Origin of the sequence: Fictibacillus nanhaiensis (assembly GCF_042686385.1) — a bacterium.
Lineage (GTDB): Bacteria > Bacillota > Bacilli > Bacillales > Fictibacillaceae > Fictibacillus > Fictibacillus nanhaiensis.
In genome coordinates this window covers 19,631-40,213 of record NZ_JBHUPF010000003.1, presented here as the reverse complement: position 1 = coordinate 40,213, position 20,583 = coordinate 19,631, and the positions used below count along the sequence as shown (strand labels likewise).

The 20,583-nt window shown below is 39.0% G+C and carries 19 protein-coding genes and 2 riboswitches; of the genes, 3 read left to right on the top strand and 16 right to left on the bottom strand.

Annotated elements, in window-relative coordinates:
- Positions 1-49: 49 nt before the first annotated feature.
- The 16 genes from ACFS5O_RS02240 to ACFS5O_RS02165 form a co-directional block, all read right to left on the bottom strand.
- On the bottom strand, positions 50-241 hold the full coding sequence (locus ACFS5O_RS02240; protein ID WP_197223220.1) for a hypothetical protein: 192 nt from the start codon (positions 239-241) through the stop codon (positions 50-52).
- Between the two features lie 86 nt (positions 242-327).
- On the bottom strand, positions 328-1,260 hold the full coding sequence (locus tag ACFS5O_RS02235; protein WP_205724304.1) for a type II secretion system F family protein: 933 nt from the start codon (positions 1,258-1,260) through the stop codon (positions 328-330).
- 4 nt (positions 1,261-1,264) lie between these two features.
- Positions 1,265-2,191: a type II secretion system F family protein gene (locus ACFS5O_RS02230; protein WP_205724303.1), complete on the bottom strand. Its 927-nt coding sequence runs from the start codon at positions 2,189-2,191 to the stop codon at positions 1,265-1,267.
- A complete protein-coding gene (locus ACFS5O_RS02225; RefSeq protein WP_205724302.1) occupies positions 2,169-3,542 on the bottom strand; it encodes a TadA family conjugal transfer-associated ATPase in 1,374 nt (457 codons plus the stop codon). Before ACFS5O_RS02225 ends, ACFS5O_RS02230 begins: the two co-directional genes overlap by 23 nt.
- A gap of 15 nt (positions 3,543-3,557) precedes the next feature.
- Positions 3,558-4,706: an AAA family ATPase gene (locus ACFS5O_RS02220; RefSeq protein WP_205724301.1), complete on the bottom strand. Its 1,149-nt coding sequence runs from the start codon at positions 4,704-4,706 to the stop codon at positions 3,558-3,560.
- Between the two features lie 42 nt (positions 4,707-4,748).
- Positions 4,749-5,504 carry a Flp pilus assembly protein CpaB gene (cpaB, locus tag ACFS5O_RS02215; RefSeq protein WP_205724300.1) on the bottom strand — a complete coding sequence of 252 codons (756 nt, stop codon included), beginning with the start codon at positions 5,502-5,504 and terminating at the stop codon, positions 4,749-4,751.
- 416 nt (positions 5,505-5,920) lie between these two features.
- Positions 5,921-6,454 carry a hypothetical protein gene (locus ACFS5O_RS02210; RefSeq protein ID WP_205724299.1) on the bottom strand — a complete coding sequence of 178 codons (534 nt, stop codon included), beginning with the start codon at positions 6,452-6,454 and terminating at the stop codon, positions 5,921-5,923.
- 63 nt (positions 6,455-6,517) lie between these two features.
- Positions 6,518-7,003, bottom strand: a complete 486-nt coding sequence (locus ACFS5O_RS02205; RefSeq protein ID WP_205724298.1) for a hypothetical protein — start codon at positions 7,001-7,003, stop codon at positions 6,518-6,520.
- Positions 7,004-7,097: 94 nt separating this feature from the next.
- Positions 7,098-7,619 carry a hypothetical protein gene (locus tag ACFS5O_RS02200; RefSeq protein WP_205724297.1) on the bottom strand — a complete coding sequence of 174 codons (522 nt, stop codon included), beginning with the start codon at positions 7,617-7,619 and terminating at the stop codon, positions 7,098-7,100.
- Positions 7,620-7,741: 122 nt separating this feature from the next.
- The gene (locus ACFS5O_RS02195) at positions 7,742-8,488 is read right to left on the bottom strand and encodes a prepilin peptidase (RefSeq protein ID WP_205724296.1); all 747 of its coding nucleotides are present in this window, start codon (positions 8,486-8,488) and stop codon (positions 7,742-7,744) included.
- A 161-nt stretch (positions 8,489-8,649) separates the two neighbouring features.
- Entirely contained in the window at positions 8,650-9,948 is a 1,299-nt protein-coding gene (locus ACFS5O_RS02190) for an NCS2 family permease (protein ID WP_153236437.1), read from the bottom strand.
- 338 nt (positions 9,949-10,286) lie between these two features.
- A riboswitch (purine riboswitch) is annotated at positions 10,287-10,388 on the bottom strand.
- A gap of 102 nt (positions 10,389-10,490) precedes the next feature.
- Complete coding sequence (gene guaA, locus ACFS5O_RS02185) at positions 10,491-12,047, bottom strand: glutamine-hydrolyzing GMP synthase (protein WP_269819612.1); 1,557 nt, start codon at positions 12,045-12,047, stop codon at positions 10,491-10,493.
- 136 nt (positions 12,048-12,183) lie between these two features.
- Positions 12,184-12,285, bottom strand: a riboswitch (purine riboswitch).
- A 40-nt stretch (positions 12,286-12,325) separates the two neighbouring features.
- A complete protein-coding gene (locus ACFS5O_RS02180; RefSeq protein WP_205724295.1) occupies positions 12,326-14,524 on the bottom strand; it encodes a DUF4129 domain-containing transglutaminase family protein in 2,199 nt (732 codons plus the stop codon).
- Positions 14,511-15,782, bottom strand: coding sequence for a DUF58 domain-containing protein (locus ACFS5O_RS02175; protein WP_205724294.1), 1,272 nt, complete (start codon positions 15,780-15,782; stop codon positions 14,511-14,513). The genes ACFS5O_RS02180 and ACFS5O_RS02175 overlap by 14 nt, the downstream gene beginning before the upstream one ends.
- Positions 15,782-16,756 carry an AAA family ATPase gene (locus ACFS5O_RS02170; protein ID WP_205724293.1) on the bottom strand — a complete coding sequence of 325 codons (975 nt, stop codon included), beginning with the start codon at positions 16,754-16,756 and terminating at the stop codon, positions 15,782-15,784. Before ACFS5O_RS02170 ends, ACFS5O_RS02175 begins: the two co-directional genes overlap by 1 nt.
- A 383-nt stretch (positions 16,757-17,139) precedes the next feature.
- Positions 17,140-17,850: a hypothetical protein gene (locus tag ACFS5O_RS02165; RefSeq protein ID WP_205724292.1), complete on the bottom strand. Its 711-nt coding sequence runs from the start codon at positions 17,848-17,850 to the stop codon at positions 17,140-17,142.
- Positions 17,851-18,155: 305 nt separating this feature from the next.
- Here ACFS5O_RS02165 and ACFS5O_RS02160 point away from each other — a divergent pair, with 305 nt between their 5' ends.
- From ACFS5O_RS02160 to ACFS5O_RS02150, 3 genes are all read left to right on the top strand, one after another.
- A complete protein-coding gene (locus ACFS5O_RS02160) occupies positions 18,156-18,680 on the top strand; it encodes an ECF transporter S component (protein ID WP_197196072.1) in 525 nt (174 codons plus the stop codon).
- 130 nt (positions 18,681-18,810) lie between these two features.
- Positions 18,811-19,218 (top strand): YhfM domain-containing protein, encoded by a 408-nt coding sequence (locus ACFS5O_RS02155; RefSeq protein WP_205724291.1) that lies wholly within the window; start codon positions 18,811-18,813, stop codon positions 19,216-19,218.
- A 135-nt stretch (positions 19,219-19,353) separates the two neighbouring features.
- Positions 19,354-20,535, top strand: a complete 1,182-nt coding sequence (locus ACFS5O_RS02150) for a DUF4317 domain-containing protein (RefSeq protein ID WP_205724290.1) — start codon at positions 19,354-19,356, stop codon at positions 20,533-20,535.
- The last annotated feature ends 48 nt before the right edge of the window (positions 20,536-20,583 follow it).

The window sequence follows — 20,583 nt, the reverse complement described above, 5'->3', positions numbered from 1 at the left end:
ATACATGCTGTAAGTTGTGCGGTTTATGAGTGAGCGATGTAAGTATTACTTAACCGATATCATCTACCATTTCTACCAGTTTCTTTTTAATTGCATCTCCAAAAGCAGTGTCTCCACCAAATACTTGTGAAATCATTCCTACGATAATTACAATTACAGCAGCAATACCTAACCACTCAAGTGATTGTGATCCTTTTTGATTAGATAGTTGGTTCATTAATTTTACATATAAATTCATCATTTTTGTTTCCTCCCAAGAATGTAAGTTTTTAGCTTTGCACATGTTAAATGGATAGACCCGGTTAATTCAGTTCACCTCCGTTAAGACTAAAGAAAGTTAAATAGACTATCATCTCCAAAAAACATGTTTAATATCATCAAACCAGCAATCATAATGATTGCGGTTGGTGCAACAATAAAAGTAGTAATTAGTGTGACTTTAGGTGAGGCTTTCGCAGCCTTTTCTTTTGCTAATTCTCTCCTGATCACTCTCATATCAAGAGCTTGCGACTTAAAAGTTGTAGCAATCGGAACTCCAAGCTTCTGACCTTGAATTAAAGATTTAATGAGTGTCTGAAACTCAGGATTATCGTTTCGGCGAAGAAGCTCACGATACGCGTCTTCTCTAGGAACACCTAGACTAATTTCTTGGTTAAATCTTGAAAACTCTTCGTTGATTGGACCTTGAAAGTATTTAACGACTTCATTAAGAGTCTTATCAAGACCAATACCCGCTTCTAAACTAACGCTGACTGTATCTAAAAAATCAGGTAAATCATACCGTAACTCTTCTTGTCTTTTCTTTGCTTTGCTCTTCAGCCACATAATGGTACCAAAGTAACCAGCTAAAGGAAGAACAATTACACCAAACTGAGAAAATGGTAAGCCGAGAAGCAATCCTATCAGTCCTGCTCCGAATCCTACAATTGTAAAGAACATCTTTGTACCTTGAAATCTTTCAACAGTTAATTCATAAGGATAAGCAGCTTTTCTTAACCAATCTTCTACATCATGAGGTTCACTAAAAAAGTTTATCCGTTGTCCAAGTGAAGAGAAATCATCGGCATATTTTAAAACTCTTTTAATCAATTTAGAACTAGGTGTTTCTCTTTTTCTTACATTAAACTGGTAAGTATCAGTTACTTCCCTAACGTGAGTGATTAAAGCTTGTTTCTTTTTTTGATAAACGTATAGATTATACAAACCTATGATTAGTAAAAACCATAGTAAGAAAACGGAAATAATAATTATGGCATCCATCTAATTACACCCTTATATTGGTTACTTTTCTAACGAGGAAGAAAGTTAGGAATGTTCCTACTATAAATAGTACGAGTAAAATAATTCCTGGTAAGGTAGATAACGGTGACAAGAAATCGTCCATAATAGTATTCATGATTAAAATGAGGAATATGGGTATCATTGGCAAAATATACGAAATATATCTTTGTTCTGCTGTCATCGTTTGAATGGTTTGGTTTAATATTTTCCGATCTTCAAGGGTTTGTGCCATACCATCTAATATGGAATGAAGATTCCCCCCCGCTCTTTTCTGAATAAGGAGGGTTGCAATAAACAATTTAAAATCACGAGAAGGAATTCTTTTCTGAAAATTCACCATGGCCTTATCAAAATCCACGCCTAGTCTAATTTCATTAGCCAGCCTCTTAAACTCTCCCCCTGCCGGATTTGCCACTTCTCTTGAAACAAGCTCTACACCTTGCGTTATGGTCATCCCTGCTCTCGCGGCATTTCCAAGTAGGCGACAAACTTCAGCTAATTGTGAATCGAATCGTTGTTGATACTTGTTTTTTCGGATAGCAAATAATGAATAGTACGTTATTACAACTAATGCTATAGCAATTAACAAATTGATTGGCATGTGTATATTAAACATGGTGCTTGAAAGAACGGTTATTGCCATTCCACCAACAATCAGCATAGAGTAAAATTCAGAAGGTGTTAATGGAACATTGGCTTGTTGGAGCTTTTCATACATTTTGACCGCATAAGGTGATTGATCGAATCGATCTCCCAATACGACTAAATAACTTTTTCTTTTATCTGTTGCTCCGTACCAGGATTCCGTTTTTCTTTTCCATTCTTTCTTTTGTGCTCTATAACCTAACAAGCTATAAATTCCAAATATTAATAAAAGTACTGCTAAACTAAATAGAACGGCTATAGTCATGGAGTTGACCTCCTACTGGCTTAAACATTTCTTCATCTATATCCAATCCAAAAATCTTTAATCTTTCAAGACATTCAGGGATAATTCCAGTAGGTGTAAAATGCCCTTTCACCTCTCCTGAACTTCCCATACCAGTTTTTTTGTATTTAAAAATTTCATTAATCTGCACCTTACCTTCTGAATTAGTTACTAATTCAGAGATAGATACAATCTTTCTTTTACCATCCGTTAATCTTTCACCCTGAACAATAAAATCAATGGCTCCTACGATATATTCTCGAATGACACTTGTAGGCAAGTCCATTCCTGACATGATTACCATCCCCTCAACACGCCCTAGAGCATCACGAGGTGAGTTAGCATGGACTGTTGTTAACGACCCTTCGTGACCTGTATTCATGGCTTGCAACATATCAAACGCTTCAGGTCCCCGAACCTCACCGACGATAATTCGGTCAGGACGCATCCTCAGTGAGTTTTTTACAAGTTGTCGAATCGTAATTTCTCCTGAACCTTCAACGTTAGCAGGTCTGGCTTCCATTCCTACTACGTTTGGTCGATTCAAACGTAATTCAGCAGAATCTTCTATTGTTATAACGCGTTCATTGAAAGGGATTGAACGGGCAACACCGTTCAATAAAGTTGTCTTACCACTACCTGTCCCCCCAGAGATGATAATATTCATTTTTGCTGTAACGATTGCTTGCAGAAAAATACTCATCTCTTCGTTTAAAGATTCAAGTTTAATTAACTCTTCCATCGTTAACGGATCTTTTCTAAATTTACGAATAGAAACTAGTGTGCCTTTTAAGCTAACTGGTGGTATTACCGCATTTACACGGCTCCCATCATGTAACCTGGCATCAACCATTGGAGAACTTTCATCAATCCTTCGTCCTAAAGGTGCAACAACTCGATCAATGATATGCCGCACATGTGCTTCATCTCTAAATTTCATATTCGTAAGCTCGAGTCTACCTTTTTTCTCGATATATACTTCATCGTGACCATTAATGAGGATCTCTGTTATATCCGCGTCATTTAACAAAGCTTCTAAAGGACCAAATCCTACAGATTCATCTATTAGCTTAGTCAATAATTTTTCTTTATCACTTCTTGGAATAACCACTTTTTCTTCTTGCATAAACTGTGTGACCACACGTTCAATAGCTGATCTCATTTCTGCTCTAGACAAATTGGTTATCTGATCTAAATTTGACTCATTCAATAACCGGTTTTTATAGTGCTCCACTAATTCATCAATAAAAGGGTTATTATAAGAAGAAAAGCCTTGCTCTTGATTAGAACTGTCGTTAATAGTTTCAGAAATTTTTCTATTAAAGAGCGACATATACGTTTCTCCTTTCTACTTCAGTGTTGAAGCAACCCATTTTTTAATGCCTTTAGCAGCAACCGAGATTTTCTTTTCATTTGGCTCTTTTCTAAGTGGAGTGCTATTGTTTATTGCAGTTTGTATCCCTTTAAGATCTCGATTAATCTCTGCCACAACTGGTTTTGTTAAAAGGCTCTTAAAATCTTTAATCGTAAGTTCGTTCTCTTTGCCCACCTGATTAAAAACAAAGAATAGTCGGTTTTCTGTATTAATACTCAATCTATTAAATAGCTCTTCTGTGTTTTTGTATACTCTTAATGATGGTGTATCTAAATTCATAACATAATAGATTAAGTCTGATTCTTCTAATGCCGTTACGTTCACTTCATTCATATAAGCAGGGAGATCTACAATTACATAGTCATAAGCTCTTCTACAAGTTCTTAGTAGTTTAGTTATAAACTCCGTGTCTACCATTTCAGCTGATTCTGCGTCACAAGGACTCAACAATACTTCTAATGATGAAAACTTTTCTTTTTGAGTAACGTTTTTGATATGTCCCTCATTCAATTCTTCTATAACAGGCTTTAAATCAACTATTGACCTACTCTCATCCAATCCTAAAAAAGCTTCTGCTCCGCCATATTGAAGATTTAGATCTATAAATAAAACTTGTGCAGTTGAATCTAGTTTTAAAGTTTGTGCAAAAGATGTGGATAACAGTGTCTTTCCACTACCGCCTTTTCCGCTATAAAAAGAGATAATAGTACCTTTTCCTTTTTTAAAGCTTTGTGCGTTTCCTTCTTGTTTCTTATTTTGTTCGATGACCTTGCAAACCTTTTCTAATGAATCATGCATGAGAGTCTGTTCTTCTGGAAGGACAAAGAAATCAACTGCTCCTACTCTTATAACTTCTCGTAACAGTTCAAAGTCAGGTACATCTGAAACAAAAATAATTTGCACAGATGGATTGATAGAATGTATGCTCTGAACCATCTCAACACTCTGTTCCAACGTCAGTTTAGCCACAATCGCAATATCAGGTGCCAATCTATCTATCTCTTTCGCCATTTGGAACGGCAAAACATGTTCTACCTTTTCATATTCAAGTAAAGAGTTACTAATGTTCTCTTTTAGTAGTGTATCTTCACTAATGACCACAATTTTTTGACGCGTATTCATTTAATGAACCTCCAGATCATGTTACTTTTCTGATGAATAAAGCTATTCTTTTTTTGGTGCTGGCGCCGGAGCTGGTTTTGCTGCTGGCTTAGGTTCAGCAGGTGGTGTTTTCTCTGGAGCTTTTGGTGCTGGTGCTGGAGTCTCAGGTTTTGGTGCTTCTGGCTGCTCTTTTTTATCTGTTGATTCAGATTTACCCACGTTTGCTTTTAATATTCGAACACTGTCAGCATAATTCTGCATATGGATAAGTTTAGCTGCATCTTCTACAGATACTTCAAGACGTACACCTTGAAACTTTTCGCCTTTCTTAGCTACCATTGAAACAAGTACATCACTCATAAATAGTTCTGTTTTTGGTTTTTCTTCAAATTTGTGTGAAACGATAATATCCACACGATCGGAAATTTCCAGCTCTTGATCAAAGCTTACTTTTTCAGAAGGAACTATAGTAACTAGTCTGTTATTTTGATCTTGTACATTTGAAGCTTCTTTTAACATGCTGGTTGTTATGATGTCATTTTTGGATAATGGAACGATTGAAACCATATTAGCCAATTCTCGTTTATCGACAATATGTTTATCCGTAATAAATTTATTAGGAATTTCTATGGTTTTAACTTGGCTCGGCTTGATCAGTTCACGAGATATAATTTCAGTCTTAGCTACATATACCGGGGTTGTATCACCTAGTTGGTTATTAAGCGCTTTGACTTTCTGGAGAAACATAACTCCAGCAAGGATAGCTAATAACACAGATAAGGTAATAAAAATAATGGCTTTTCTTTTGGACTCAAGCATTCTTGTGTTTGACCTCTCTCTCTAAATTGCTATTTCGATAAAATTTTAGGTTTAATTTTATAACTCGCCAATTTTCTATGCCAAAACTATCACATATTTTCCAAGAGCGTCAACCCCTCTAATTCCTTGGCTCATAAAGGTTTATAGGACTTATCCACAACCTTCTTACTATCCTCCTTCAATCTTCGACTTTTTTCGACAACCCTACAAAATAACTATACTAGGAATATAATCATAACTAAAATACATAAATAACCATTAATGCTAAATTTTAATTTCCACTAAAATGACAATCTAAAACCTAAAAAGCTGTATCCAAAGGGTTTTCATACTTTTGGACTAATCTTTAATTACTGGGAAAAAAGACTCAAATACAAAAAAGACCATCTAAACTGTGTTTAGATGGTCTTTCTGCTTTATTTCTTTAATTCCCCTAGCCATCTCCACGAATAACCTGGGTGCCAAGTATCATAAAGCGTATTTTCTATTTCCTTTTTTTCACCCGGTTTTATAGTAATCGTTTCCGTAACATGAGTAAAAACCTTTTTGTCTTTCTTGTTCCTAATTGTAATTTTAATTTTCCCCTTGTATGAATACTGTTTGTTAAAATTCGCCACATAAATATTGTATGAAGTAGAACTCCTCTGTTTATCTGGAGTTACAACAATTTCCAAGTTATCATAAGACTCGTTATTTGGGTCACCACGTTCTTTAAAACTTTCGTCAAGCAATTCAAAAGCTTCTTTCCTCATATGGTCATCCATAATTTCAACAATCTTAATAAGTCCATTCACAAAAATTAAACAGACCGTCAAAGAGCCAATAAACCAACGAATAGCTCTACCAGTTTGATTTAACTTCCTATAATGAATAAATGTGCTAATGGCTACAAATAATCCTATAGATACCCCAACAATATTACCCCAAAAATATAAAGATTGAAAACTCATACACATCCCCCCTCCTATTTAGATAGTAAATATTTAAGTTAGTGATGTTTTAATTTCGTACTATTATTCCTTAAGCTCACCTAACCATCTCCACGAGTAGTTTGGGTGCCAAGTTTCATAGTTAGCATTTTTAATTTCCTTTTTTTCACCAGGTTTTATAGTGATTGATTTCGTAACATGTGTGAAAATCTTCTTATCTTTCTTATTCCTAATCGTGATTTGAATTTTTCCTTTGTATGTATACTTCTTGTTGAAATTCGCCACATAGAAATTATAAGCCGTAAAACTTCTAATTTTTTCAGGGTTCACAACGAGCTCTAAATTTTTATATGACTCGTTATTCGGGTCTCCACGGTCTTCGTATCTTTCATCAAGTAATTCAAAGGCCTCTTTCTTCATATGTTCATCCATTGCATCTGCAACCTTCATAATTCCATTCATCGCTAGTAAACATGTTGCTATACAGCCAATTGCCCAATAAACACCTGTTCTCGTTCTACCTAACTTTTTATAGTGAACGAATGAGCTAATGGCTAAAATAAGTCCCAAAGCCAAAGCCCCCATATTAAACCAAAAATGCATAGAATTAAAGATCACTTTCATCTTCCTTTCTTTTCAACGAAACACATTCTTACCTTAATATTTATTTTAGTTCTCCAATCCATTTATAGGAGTACTTATCAGAATATTTAGGTCCCTTGTATGAATCAATCATCCTCTTCTCACCTGGCTTGAGCGTTATCTGTTCAGTTTTGATTTCCCCAACTTTTTTGTTATCATCTTTTACTGTTATAAGAATGTTCCCAGTAAAAGTTGCTTTTTCATTAAAATTGGCGACATAAACTGCATAATATCTTTTACTACTTAGATTGTACCTTTTAATGGATAATTTTAAGTTTTTGAAGGTTTCTTGATCTGGAATTCCTTCTTCTTTATATTTTTCTTCCATTTCATTAAATGCATTTTTTTCTCTACGGTCATTAATAAAATTGGAATATACAAATAATCCATTAAAAAAAACCATAATTCCTATAAAGACTGCTGTCCCCCAGAGTTCAGCTCTAATTTGACTAACTTTTTCTTTCTTTTTCTTTTTGTAATAACCTATTCCAAATATTAATGCTAAAATGAACGCTAGTAGATTCCAAAATATAATTAACCACACTGGCCACCATACCTCCTAACTTAATCCCCTTCTATATGTATTCGTAATCCTCAAACTACTCTAATTTTCATACCCTACTTACGCTCAATCCAAATCAAAGTTTCGACATAAAAAAGTCGGGGTCAAAAAATCAACCCCAACAACTCCTCACTATAATAAAACGTTACTAACGCGCCTACCGCTAAATACGGACCGAACGGGATCGCGGTCTTACGGTTATATTTCTTCGTCACTAACCCTACGATTGCGACTAATACCCCGACGATGGATGCGACCATTAGTGTCAGATATGCACCTTGAAACCCGAGTACGAGTCCTAATACGCCCATCAGCTTAATATCTCCGCCGCCGATTCCGCCTTTAGAGAGAATGGCTAACAATAACAAAAATAAGAATCCGAGAAGACTTCCAACTGCCGCGTCTACCCAGCCTCTAGGTTCAAAGATCACTTGTAATGCCAAGAACCACACGAAAAATACGATCAGTACTTTGTCCGAGATGATGAAGTACAACAAATCGGAAACGGTAATGATGGCGCATAACAATACGAGTGAACAGGCTAACAACAATTCAATAGAGAAGCCGTATTTTATGTATGAAAAACTATAAAGAGCTCCAGTTGCCAGTTCCACAATCGTATATAAAAGGGGGATCTGCTTCTTACATGATTTACACTTTGCACCCGCAGCTAGAAACGAAACGACGGGAAACAGCTCGTACCATTTTAATTGCCTTTCGCAATGGTCACATTGTGAACGTTCTACACCTATTACCTTCATTCCCTTTGGCAGACGGTAGCCGATCACTCCACCAAACGAGGCTAAGACGGCTCCTACTACAAAAAACCAAACGCTCCACATTGCTTCCATTTCCCACTTCTCCCTCAATCTTCATCCTGCACACTATTATAATGAAGAAACTTTTTTTTTGCATCTCTCTTCCTTAAAGTTATCGGCTATCTTTTTTATATGTTTTCCAACACATACAAAAAGGAATGCCCAAAAATGGACATTCCTACGAAAGTTTTTCACTATTCGACTAAGAATACGAAATAGCTGATAAAGACGATGAAGAGAACCCACATGATCGGGTGAACTTCTTTGAAACGTCCTTTTACTGTCATTGTTAGTGGGTACATAACGAATCCTAGTGCGATACCTGTTGCGATGCTGTATGTGAGCGGCATTGCGATCAGCGTTAAGAATGCTGGTACTGCGATTTCTAAACGGTCCCACTTAATCTTACTTAGTACGGATACCATCAGCACACCGACGATGATAAGTGCTGGTGCTGTTACAGATGGTGTTACGACAACTAATAATGGTGAGAAGAAAAGAGCTAATAAGAACAACCCACCTGTTACAACGGATGTGAATCCTGTACGTCCACCCGCTGCTACACCGGAAGCTGATTCAATGTAAGCTGTTGTTGAAGATGTTCCAAGGATCGCACCAACTGCGATCGCTGATGAATCGGCAAGCAAAGCTTTACCTGCACGAGGCAGCTTGTTGTCTTTCATGATTCCTGCTTGTGATGCAACTGCCATCAATGTTCCTGCAGTATCAAAGAAATCAACGATAAAGAACGTTAGAACAACGATCATCATATCTATGGTGAAAATTTGATCAAAGTGAGAGAAAGCTTGTCCAAATGTTGGTGCAAGACTTGGAATCGCCCCTACAATTTGGTCTGGCTTATTGATCAAGCCCGTAAAGATACCTACTACAGCTGTGATTACCATTCCGTAGAAGATTCCTCCACGAACGTTTCGGATCATCATTAAAATCGTGATGATGAAACCAAAGATGGCAAGAAGTGTTGGACCTTGTGTTAAGTCACCAAGAGAAACCAGTGTTGCTTTACTTGGCGCGACGATTCCTGCGTTTTTCAATCCGATGAATGCTATGAACAGTCCGATACCGGACGCTGCAGCAAATTTAAGATCTTCCGGGATTGCGTTTATGATCGTTTCGCGAATTTTAAATAATGTAATAAAAATAAAGATAATTCCAGACATCAATACGCCAGCAAGTGCTGTTTGCCACGGGATATCCATGACCAAGACTACTGAGTAAGCGAAGAATGCGTTAAGTCCCATACCTGGAGCAAGTGCGATCGGATACTTCGCTACGATCCCCATGAAAAGTGTTCCAAGCGCCGCTGCAAGTGCAGTTGCCGTGAACACGGCACCTTTATCCATGCCAGCATCACCTAATACGGATGGGTTAACGAATAAAATGTAAGCCATCGCAAGGAACGTTGTTAATCCCGCTGTTGCTTCTTTTTTGTAAGAAGTGTTGAACTCCTTGAAACCGAAATACTTTTCCATCTATATGTCCCCCTATACCCTGTCTACGTATAAAAACGATAGCTATTTCAAGTCGCTTTTGGATGAGGTTGATTTCCGTTTCAGGTGCTCGCTTTCCGCGGGGCAAGCGGTGAGCAACATTCGTACGTTTCACGTATAAGTGTCTCACCTGCACGCCTGTCCCGCAGGAGTCTCGCACCTTGCACTACAATCAACTTTCAAAGATGAACTTCATAAAAATTCTGCGACTAGCAGCAATCTATAGAAAATAACTAACAAAAAGACCCAAGGGACAAGCCCTTGGGTCTGAATACGTAAGAGTTAATGAAACGAGGGCTATGCAAAGAGAGCATGTGCGCCATGTTTCAAAAATCCTTCGTAGTCAGACCATTTACGGCAGTCTGGTAGAAACTTTCGGGCCATATCCCCGAATTTATACGTAGGAAATACATTTAATTTTTAATTACTACTTGAGTATAGGTCGAACTTTGTCGTACGTCAAGCATTTTTACGAATGATTTTATGTTATTTTACAATAATCGTTCGTGTTTTCGCCTTCAAACCTATTCCCACTCGATTGTTGCTGGTGGCTTAGACGTAATATCGTACACCACGCGGTTGATGTGATCCACTTCGTTGACGATACGAGTAGAGATCTTTTCTAATACGTCCCAAGGGATACGTGCCCAGTCAGAAGTCATTCCGTCGATCGACGTTACGGCACGAATACCGATCGTGTAATCGTACGTACGAGCGTCACCCATAACACCGACACTACGGATGTCAGGTAGGACTGTGAAATATTGCCACACTTCACGCTCTAAACCTGCTTTTGCGATCTCTTCACGAAGGATGAAATCAGACTCACGAACGATCTCTAATTTTTCTTCTGTAATCGCACCAAGTACACGGATTCCTAGACCTGGGCCTGGGAACGGCTGACGCCAAACGATGTGTTCAGGAATGCCAAGCTCTGTACCTACTTTACGCACTTCATCTTTAAAGAGTGTGTTAAGTGGCTCAATCAATTTGAACTGCATGTCTTCAGGAAGTCCGCCAACGTTATGGTGAGACTTGATCGTTTGTGCAGTTGCTGTACCGCTCTCTACGATATCAGTGTAAAGCGTACCTTGTGCAAGGAATTCGATGCCTTGTAGGTTTGACGCTTCTTCATCAAATACGTAGATGAACTCGTTACCGATGATCTTACGCTTCTTCTCAGGATCAGATACACCTTCAAGCTTGCTTAAGAAACGGTCTTTCGCATCGACTTTGATGATGTTGATGTTGAATCCTTCGCTGAACGTTTTCATTACTTGATCAGCTTCATCTTTACGAAGAAGTCCGTGATCAACGAAAATACATGTTAATTGGTCACCGATCGCTTTATGAACAAGTACGGCAACAACAGATGAGTCAACGCCACCTGACATCGCGCAGATGACTTTTTTGTCGCCAACAACGTCACGGATCTTTTGAATTTCGTCTTCGATCCAGTTTTCCATCGTCCAGTTGCCTTCACATTCACAAACAGATTTTACGAAGTTATCAAGAAACTCGATACCGTACTCGGAATGACGAACTTCTGGGTGGAATTGTACGCCGTAAAGTTTACGAGATACATCACTCATCGCCGCTACAGGACAAGAAAGACTTGTTGCGTCCGTTACAAAACCTTCTGGTGGTGCAACAACTAAGTCGCTATGGCTCATCCAAACCACTTGTTGTTCTGGAAGATTTTCATAAAGCTTGTTCATGTTTGTTACAGTGATCTCTGCTTTACCGTATTCACGGTGGCTCGCGCGCTCTACTTTACCTCCAAAGTGGTAGCTCATCAACTGCATACCATAACAGATGCCAAGCACTGGGATATCCAGATCAAAAATGGCTGGATCACAAGCCGGTGCTCCTTCTGCATAAACAGAGTTAGGTCCACCAGAGAAGATGATTCCTTTTGGATTCATTTTCTTTATATCTTCCGCCGTAGTCGTGTGCGGATGTAATTCACTGTATACTCCTAAGTCACGGATACGACGTGCAATCAACTGATTATATTGTCCACCGAAATCTAACACAACGATCATTTCACTCATTACGTGCAAATCATTCGTTACGCTCATGTACTTCACCCCATCTATTATTATCAGCTATAGTATCCGTCAGCTTGTCTATCTTTACACTTTCTTTATAAAACAAAAGAATTCTACCCTTGTTTTCCACATACAAAAACAAAGGCAGAATTCCTTAAAATGTAGCTATAAAGAATCCTGCCTTCATAGTCAGGTCATTTTCGGCAACCCGGTAGAGACTCTCGAACCTTATTATCGAGGATATACGAAGGAGAATAATATCTGACACTATAATCTTAAAGACATTCTAACAATGCCTGTTATAGCGGTCAAGGGCGGATTCTTTTAATTAAATTTTCCCACAATTCTTTATGGAAATCATTCCACAGATCTGCCTGCTTTTTCGGACTGAATTGAACGCCTTCATAGGCTTTCGCGAGGATTCTCATGTCCTTTGAATCGAGCTCTCTGTCAACATAAAGAGCATACTCTCTCAGTGTAAAAGCAGGTCTTCTTTTTATGCCATATACCTTTAATAGCCACATCAAGCGTTCGAATGCTTCCTCAAAGCTATCAGAGCCTTTTTTGTGTTTATAGCGCCAGATAGTGTACTGACGAAGCCATTTTCTGCGGAACAGATAAGCGAGTCCAGCGATCACAACAAGGCTGATTAACAGAATTACGGCTAACGTTCCAACAGATTTCAGGATTGAATCTGAACCTGTTTTTTCTCCTGAAGCAGAACTATCATCCTTCGTTACCTCTTTTTCAGGCTTGTCCGGTTGAGTCGGTACAGGTGCTTCTGGTGTTGAATCTTTTTCTTCGCCTTCAGGCTGGAATGGATTATCGAATCCGCGCGTCGGCTCAAACGGAACCCATCCGATTCCTGAAAAATACACTTCTACCCAAGAGTGGGCATTTGCATTCGTTACAGTATATTCGCGAAGGCCATCATCACCAAGCGCCTCAAAGGTTCCTGGTGTGAAACCTTTTACCCAGCGCGCAGGTATGCCAACTGAGCGAAGCATTACAACCATCGACGTTGAAAAGTTGTCGCAATACCCTTTTTTCGTTTTAAACAGGAACTGATCGACGTAATCTTCATCGCCCTTTGGAACAGCAACTTCGATCGTGTTATAGCCATAAGCGTTCTTTGCAAAATACCCTTCAACTGTTTTGACTTTATCGTAGATTGTTGGTTGGTTTGCTGTAACGTTTCGCGCTAAATTTTTTACTCTTTCCGGTAAAGTAGTAGGAAGCTGCAGGTAATTTTCACTTATTGCCTCAGGATATTGATTGGTTGAAGCTTTTAGCTGCTCTTCTTTGATAACAGGCAGCTGATAGTCCATCTCATATTCAGAAAGCTTCTCTTCTTCTCCACCTTGAAAGGTAGAAATTTTGCCGTTCACACCATCTAACTGATAACTGATATCCGGATCGGCTTGAATGTTGGTCAGTTTTCCTGGAATCATTAAAAATGAGTATTCTTTTCTTTTTTCCGCTTCAATGCGTGCTTTATGGTCTTTCATTTCTAATCCATCTACCCAGATTCTCGTGTAATCGGTATCCACTGAAGGATTATTTGCTTCTAAAGCGATTGCCTGAGTCGGAGTTACATTCTCCCACCCTTTACCGGTGTAGAATTCTTTTGTTTCTATCCGCCAATAATGCCTGCCGTTATCATAAGCGGTGAAAATTGGCGTATAGTCGAACTCGAATGGTCCGCCAAGCTGGCTGTCGTTTTCTCCATAACCAATCTTTGCGATACCAGGACCTTTCCCTAAACCTTCTTCATCGCCTTTCCCAGACAGATTCTGAATGAACGGAACAGGATCTGGCCAGATCGGGGATGCTTTTGGTGCCACATAGCCTAGAGCTGACGATACCGCGATGACGCCAGATAGTGGAGCCACCCAAAGAACAGGGAACTTTCCTTTTAAAAGGGAAAAGCCTTGCGTTTCAATTATCTTCATCATTCGTAAGATACCGACCAAAATCAGTCCGATGAAAACGGTACGGATGATAGCAAATTTCCCATCATACACCGTAAATGTATCGAGTATGGAAATGTAGATCACCGTGATCAAGAAGAACAAAAATATTTTTCGCGTTTGGACGAGCCAATAATGCATCAAATAACTGACGAGCCAAAGTAAAATAAAGAACAACAGACTCCTGGAAAGAGACGTCATCTCATCCCAGTTCTGGTCCGAAAACAGCCCTAGATTGTATTGAATGTCTTCAAATAAGAATGGAATCCATTTAAAGGATAAGAAGACATCAAAAAAGTAAAGGGAATGAAGCGCATATAACATTGCTCCTAATTTCACCGGAAAAGATATCCAGAGCGGAAGCTGAAAATACGTTACAATAAACAAAAAGAGCGTATACATCACAAAAATCTGGATATCGTTTGTCGTCGTAAGCTCTTTAAGCGGTCTTAACCACTCCCATAAAAGAAGGAAGCCCAAGCCATACAGAACCAAGACGTGTAGCGTTGACGCTTGTTGCTGATTAGATTGAGGCATATGTGCCACCTGCCTTCAGCGATTCGTTAAAGTCAGAGCCTATCATCGGTGTTACAGGCACACCGAACTGTCTGATTCGAGAGATATACGTAAGTTCTTGACTCTTTAGTTTAGAATCAAGCGCTAGGTAAAAGAAAATTACGTTCGTTTGCTGTCTCGATGCGATAAGTTCGAGCGTTTTCATCGTGTATTCAGAAAGATTCGGCGAAATGATAAGCGCCGTTTTACCTTCCATAAAGCCTGCCATGTATTCTTGTTTCAATCGTTCTTCAAACGGCAGCTTCACGTCTGATTTTACTTTTGCCAGTTCGTGAAGAATCCGCCACTCTTGTTCAACCCCTATATTCATCGGGATTTCTTTTCCGGATAAAGGATGATAGCCGATCGAACCACCTTTTGAGATCGCATAGTGGACGATGGATGCCGCAAGTGAAACGCCGCGTTCAAAGAGCCAATCCTGCGTGCCGTAACTCTTTTCACAATGATCAAGCACGATCACAAAATCATCATTTCGCTGCTGTTCGAACACTTTTGTTAATAGCTTATTCGACCTCGCACTCGCTTTCCAGTGCAGCCAGTTCATACGGTCGCCAGCCACATAATCACGAACACTAACGGTTGAAGTGTAGTCTGTGAAAGAGCGCTTTCCGACTTTTTTCATACCAGATTGCAGCATCTTTCCTGCTTCCCAGCGTTCGATATCTTGATATTGCGGGTACACAAAGATCTGGTCTTGAACGGAGACACTCGTGCTTTTTAAAACAAAGCCAAAGATATCTCCTGTACTGATTTGAATCTGATCAAATTTAAATAACCCACGCGGTGCAGGATTGATCGTATATGAATATTCTAGATGCCTGCGGAACAACGGAAACAGCAAAATCCGAGACTGGATCTGATGCGTATTGCCCTCATATCGCGTTTCACGAAGCAGCACCTCTGGCAGCACGTCCTCTAACACAACGTAAAAGAGCGGAAAGTTGCTTCTTCGTTTGATGACAATCGTAACTTCTACTTCTTCGCCTGCCATCAACTTGTTTTTAGAGATATATCGCTCCACCTTCAACCGTTGTATCGGATAAAAAGCCATCGTAATGGAATAAATGACAAGCGGAAGTACACTGTAAAACAGAAACCAGCTTACGAATCCTCCTTGAAACATGGCAAAAGAGAAGGTAACAAGCAGTAAAAAGATGATCCCTGAAAACCCGATCGGTGTTTTATACCGCTCCCGAAATTTATGAAGAAACGCCTTCATTATGCATGCTGTTCCTTATGAATAGGTGCAGGCACACGTGCCAAAAGCTCATTGATTACTTCTTCAGCTGAAACTCCTTCAAAACGAGCTTCCGGTTTTAATAGCACACGATGTACAAGAACATACGGCGCCAAGTATTTCACATCATCAGGGATTACAAAATCACGGTTCATGAGCAATGCAAAAGCCTGTGCTGCTTTTAATAACGCGAGCGACCCACGCGGACTGACGCCTAGCGCAATGGACTTATGATTACGTGTACGGTTGATCAGGTCGACGATATATCGCTTGATTGAATCTGATACAAAGATGTTCTTTACGGCTGTTTTCAGTTCTGAGATCTCTTCAGGTGAGATGGCTGGTTTAAGGAGGTGGATCGGGTGTTCGTTTCCGATCACGTTCAATACGTTAAACTCTTCCTCTGGAGTCGGATATCCCATCGTCAACTTCATTAAAAAGCGGTCAAGCTGTGCTTCTGGAAGCGGATAAGTTCCTTCGTATTCGATCGGATTTTGTGTGGCCATTACTAAGAACGGATCGGGCAATATGTGCGTCTGCCCATCAACCGTCATGCTCATTTCTTCCATGGATTCAAGAAGTGCAGATTGTGTCTTCGGTGATGTACGGTTGATCTCATCAGCGAGAATGATGTTTCCTACAAGAGGACCGGGCCTAAATTCAAAACTCATATCTTTTTGGTTATATATCGATACTCCCGTCATATCAGACGGCAATAAATCTGGTGTGAACTGGATGCGGTTAAAGGTTAGGCCCAGGGATTTAGCGATAGATCGCACCATCATTGTTTTCCCTACTCCTGGTACGTCTTCAAGTAAAACATGTCCACCTGCTAATAACGAAACAAGCGTCAGCTCTGTGACCTTTTTCTTACCTACCATAACTTTTTCTACGTTTGCGATAACCTCTCTAAGTTGAGGATGATATTCAAATGTCTTTTCATTTCTAGCGTTCATGATAGACTCCCCTCTAACATTTCTGTCTCTACATTATTTAATTTTTTCTTTCCTTTAAATATTCTAATCACACAGACGATATTCCTTGTTTTTTTACAAAAAAAGAGAAGATTCGATATAGGAAAATAAATAAAAAAAGATGCACTCTATACAGTGCACCGTAATCGTACTTTCTGACATTGTTTTAAGACCTTAAACTCTAATTTCCCAAGCTTAATTAGTTTGCTGTTTTTGTAGATATTTCTCGGGAAATTGTAGAAATATGACGATTTGTTGTTGAGGATTGTATCTTGTATCGTTATAGAATCCATATCGGGTCACGATATACCCATGTTAAATAGAGCTTCGTAAGTTGACCGCATCGCCCACCGATACATACAACCTTACTTTTTAAATAAAGAAAGAATGGCTTCCCATTTGCTTTTCGGCCGGCTTTGAACCACGATTTCAAGTCGTCTATTAAAATCGTTCTGCAGACGCCATTCCTTGACTTGTTCTTCTCTTAGTTTTTGAATTTCCTGTTGCAGAATTTCACTTTTCTCTTTTTCCTGTTCTAGCAATGCTTCGTATTGTTCTTTCTGTTGGTTGGTCAGCTTCTCAATCTTAGCGTTGGTTTTCTGAGCTGCGTTTCCAACATTCGCACTGATGGCGTGATGATCTTGCTGAAGTCTTGAAACGGTTACTTTAAGCTCTGACATATCGTTTGTCAGCTGGGCATTCATCTCACGTGTCGCTGCTAATTCATTCGCTAGCATCATTAAGACTTCTCGTAATTGGTTCGGATCTTGTGGAAGGTTCTCATATGTATCGGGTAGCGCTACGTCCGTTTGAATCGTTTCTTTCAGTCTTTCTTTTTGTTGAAGCACAATATCTTTAGCTGTATCGTCTAAAGGCTTTTCTGTATCGCGTAGCGCTATGAGCGATTTAATGTCAGATTGAACGAAAATACGTCGATCTCCATCCTTTAAAAACTCGTATCCGTTTCGTTCTAAAATTTGTCCATACTTTCGAACAGTAGGTGTTGCGATTCCTACTTCTTCTGCAACTTCCTTGGAGGAGAAAGCTCGTTCATTCGGTTGTATATCACGTCGCATATCGGGCCTCCTTCATTTCTTTTCATCTATTGCTTATATCGCCATGCGATACATATCGTTTAATTCCTCTACTATAGGCATTCGCAATAAACTGTATCAATACGTCTATGCTCTACTAAATAGATTTCGGCAAATGTGTCGTTCTCCCCTTCTTTCCTTTTGAGAAACTCGCTCATTCCACTAGTTTATTTTTCTATTTCTTCACCCTACCCAGAAAATAGCTGTTTTCTAAAAGAATAAGGACATATATAATGAATGAGTGCAATCATTTTTTTACATTCATTTTTTATGAAAGAGGTTATGGTATGAATACTACTTATTCATCAATACAATCTACTAAAACAAGAATGTTAGTCATCAGCGCACTATTCGTGGCACTAACGCTTGTTGCAACAATGTTCATCAACATCAAGCTTCCCATCGCAGGAAACGGTGGTCTAATCCACTTAGGTAACATTCCTTTATTTGTAGCGGCTTTTGTTTTCGGCAGAAGAACCGGTGCTATTGCAGGTGCTTTTGGGATGGGATTATTCGATCTTCTATCTGGATGGACAATATGGGCTCCGTTCACATTTATCATCGTTGGGGCAATGGGCTATGTAGCGGGCGCTATATCTGAAAAAGTACCAGGAAAACGTGTGCTCGTTTATTCCTTGGCAGTTGTCGTAGCTATGCTGATTAAAGTGGTAGGCTACTATTTTGCAGAAGTTGTGCTTTATAGCAACTGGATTCAACCATTCGGATCAATTCCAGGAAACGTTCTGCAAGTTGGATTTGCTGGACTAATCGTGGTTCCACTCGTAGCACGTATTAAGAAAAGAATTCTTTAGTAACAGAGACCTTGTATCGTATCGGCTTAAACGCTATGCGATATGGGGTTTTTTTATGTTTATGGAGTACCCTGAAACCTTTTAAGAATACAAAGCGACTTACTATAAAATGGATATCAGGGGTGTGAAGATGAAGAAATCATTACTTAAACTGTTTTTTATTACGTTTAGTATCTTGTTTGTTGGGTGTAGTGTTTATTCTGAAAGTAAGGAGACCGCTCCAAACCTCATTAAGCAGGATACAAAAGAGACGCTTATCGTATCAGGCGAAGTGAAGAAGACCTTTAAAAATGACAAGGCCGTTAGAATTGCTAGAGATGCGATACAGTCTGCCGAAAGAATACCTGGGATCTTAAATGTATCAAGAAATAATTTAGAGATGACTCTTGTTGATTCAAATGGAAATAAGGAGAACTATTTCCTTTGGTTACGAAAAGACAGTGATAGTGGAATGATTATGTATGTCGACGATACAAGTACGGGTTATACCCTGCAGCAACTTGATGTTGTTAAATTAAAAAAGATATTAAACTACTAATGCAACCAATCTATGAACCAACAAAACTTCACCTTCACACTTCACTCCTTCTGAATGTTAAAATAAAGAATACTTCCCTGTTAGACATATAGAGTGTCGACTTAAAATCGCAACAACTTAGGAGTGTATACAAGCATGAACAAAAAAGATATCGCTCAAATACGAAAACAGTTCAAGAAAGAGAACGATCTACTGAAAATCTCCAGCATCTTTAATGTGTATATTACGAAAGAATCCAGCGAGATCTATCATCACGTGAGTCAGCCTTTTGAGATGCTAGACGCTGAACAACAAGAGCTCTTTTTTAATAACTTCAAAAAATTACTTGGTGGAAATCTCGATGAAAAGTTATTTGAATTAAAGTTTAATAGAAATGCTGAAAACAATAGCCAGCTTATTCTGCATCAGGGATTACTCGCAAGCGATACAGAAGACTGGAAAGAACGAATGCTTCAAATGGTAGGAAAAATGCTCCTAAACCGTCAGTACGAAAAGGATATCGTGATCACCTTTATTAAGGGGGAATACTATAAGCCTACGAAACGCAAAAATGATGAGGCTGAGATTAGTGAACGAGATGCCGTCTACTCCTTCCCCTTTATTTTGTGCAGCATAAACAATACACAAGAACCAAAGAAAGAACTTCTCTTTGACTATGTGGAAAAAGAGTTCAAGTACAATTTCGTGGTCAATCCTGTCATCAACCTGAACGCGCCCATCGGAGGATTTCTCTTCCCTTGTTTCAGTGATAATGCAGCAGACGTGAACCACATCCTGTACTCAGCAGGCAAAGTGCATGAGCCTGATTATGAATTCATCGTGGACGTTTTAAATGGCGAAGAAATCATGACGGCAAAAGACGATAAGATCGTGTTTGAAGAAATCATTAAAGACGTAACACGAGATCAGTTGAACACATCCACCCTCTCCAATGTGTACGAAGAGATCAACCGAATGATTGAAGAGAACGAAGAGGAAGAACATCCACGCTTAGATTCCAAAGACGTTGAACGCGTTTTAAAAGCGAGCGGTGTTGAAGATATCAGTGTGGAGAAGGTTGAATCAGCTTTCCAAAAGGTGATCGATGATGATAAATATGAAATAAAAGCAAGCAGTGTTGTACCGAAATACAACTCAAAATCTATTAAGATCGACACAAAGGTAGCTAAAATATCGATTAGTCCTCAGGATTTAAGGTATGTGAAACAAGTGCAACTTAGTGGTAAACGGTATCTTATGATTGAAGTTGAGGAAGATACGGTGATTGAAGGCTTTACGATGATTCCTGAGGCTTTTAGGGAGAAGGTGGAAAAATAGATCTACAAATTACATGACTTAAGCCCTCCTCAATTGCGGGAGGGCTTA

Bases quoted from the DNA above. Each gene is read 5' to 3' on its own strand.
- ACFS5O_RS02170 (WP_205724293.1), bottom strand. From the start codon at position 16,756: ATGAACGCTAGAAATGAAAAGACATTTGAATATCATCCTCAACTTAGA.
- guaA (WP_269819612.1), bottom strand. From the start codon at position 12,047: ATGAGCGTAACGAATGATTTGCACGTAATGAGTGAAATGATCGTTGTG.
- ACFS5O_RS02210 (WP_205724299.1), bottom strand. From the start codon at position 6,454: ATGAGTTTTCAATCTTTATATTTTTGGGGTAATATTGTTGGGGTATCT.
- cpaB (WP_205724300.1), bottom strand. From the start codon at position 5,504: ATGCTTGAGTCCAAAAGAAAAGCCATTATTTTTATTACCTTATCTGTG.
- ACFS5O_RS02240 (WP_197223220.1), bottom strand. From the start codon at position 241: ATGATGAATTTATATGTAAAATTAATGAACCAACTATCTAATCAAAAA.
- ACFS5O_RS02230 (WP_205724303.1), bottom strand. From the start codon at position 2,191: ATGACTATAGCCGTTCTATTTAGTTTAGCAGTACTTTTATTAATATTT.
- ACFS5O_RS02195 (WP_205724296.1), bottom strand. From the start codon at position 8,488: ATGGAAGCAATGTGGAGCGTTTGGTTTTTTGTAGTAGGAGCCGTCTTA.
- ACFS5O_RS02165 (WP_205724292.1), bottom strand. From the start codon at position 17,850: ATGCGACGTGATATACAACCGAATGAACGAGCTTTCTCCTCCAAGGAA.
- ACFS5O_RS02190 (WP_153236437.1), bottom strand. From the start codon at position 9,948: ATGGAAAAGTATTTCGGTTTCAAGGAGTTCAACACTTCTTACAAAAAA.
- ACFS5O_RS02235 (WP_205724304.1), bottom strand. From the start codon at position 1,260: ATGGATGCCATAATTATTATTTCCGTTTTCTTACTATGGTTTTTACTA.
- ACFS5O_RS02160 (WP_197196072.1), top strand. From the start codon at position 18,156: ATGAATACTACTTATTCATCAATACAATCTACTAAAACAAGAATGTTA.
- ACFS5O_RS02225 (WP_205724302.1), bottom strand. From the start codon at position 3,542: ATGTCGCTCTTTAATAGAAAAATTTCTGAAACTATTAACGACAGTTCT.
- ACFS5O_RS02155 (WP_205724291.1), top strand. From the start codon at position 18,811: ATGAAGAAATCATTACTTAAACTGTTTTTTATTACGTTTAGTATCTTG.
- ACFS5O_RS02175 (WP_205724294.1), bottom strand. From the start codon at position 15,782: ATGAAGGCGTTTCTTCATAAATTTCGGGAGCGGTATAAAACACCGATC.
- ACFS5O_RS02220 (WP_205724301.1), bottom strand. From the start codon at position 4,706: ATGAATACGCGTCAAAAAATTGTGGTCATTAGTGAAGATACACTACTA.
- ACFS5O_RS02180 (WP_205724295.1), bottom strand. From the start codon at position 14,524: ATGCCTCAATCTAATCAGCAACAAGCGTCAACGCTACACGTCTTGGTT.
- ACFS5O_RS02150 (WP_205724290.1), top strand. From the start codon at position 19,354: ATGAACAAAAAAGATATCGCTCAAATACGAAAACAGTTCAAGAAAGAG.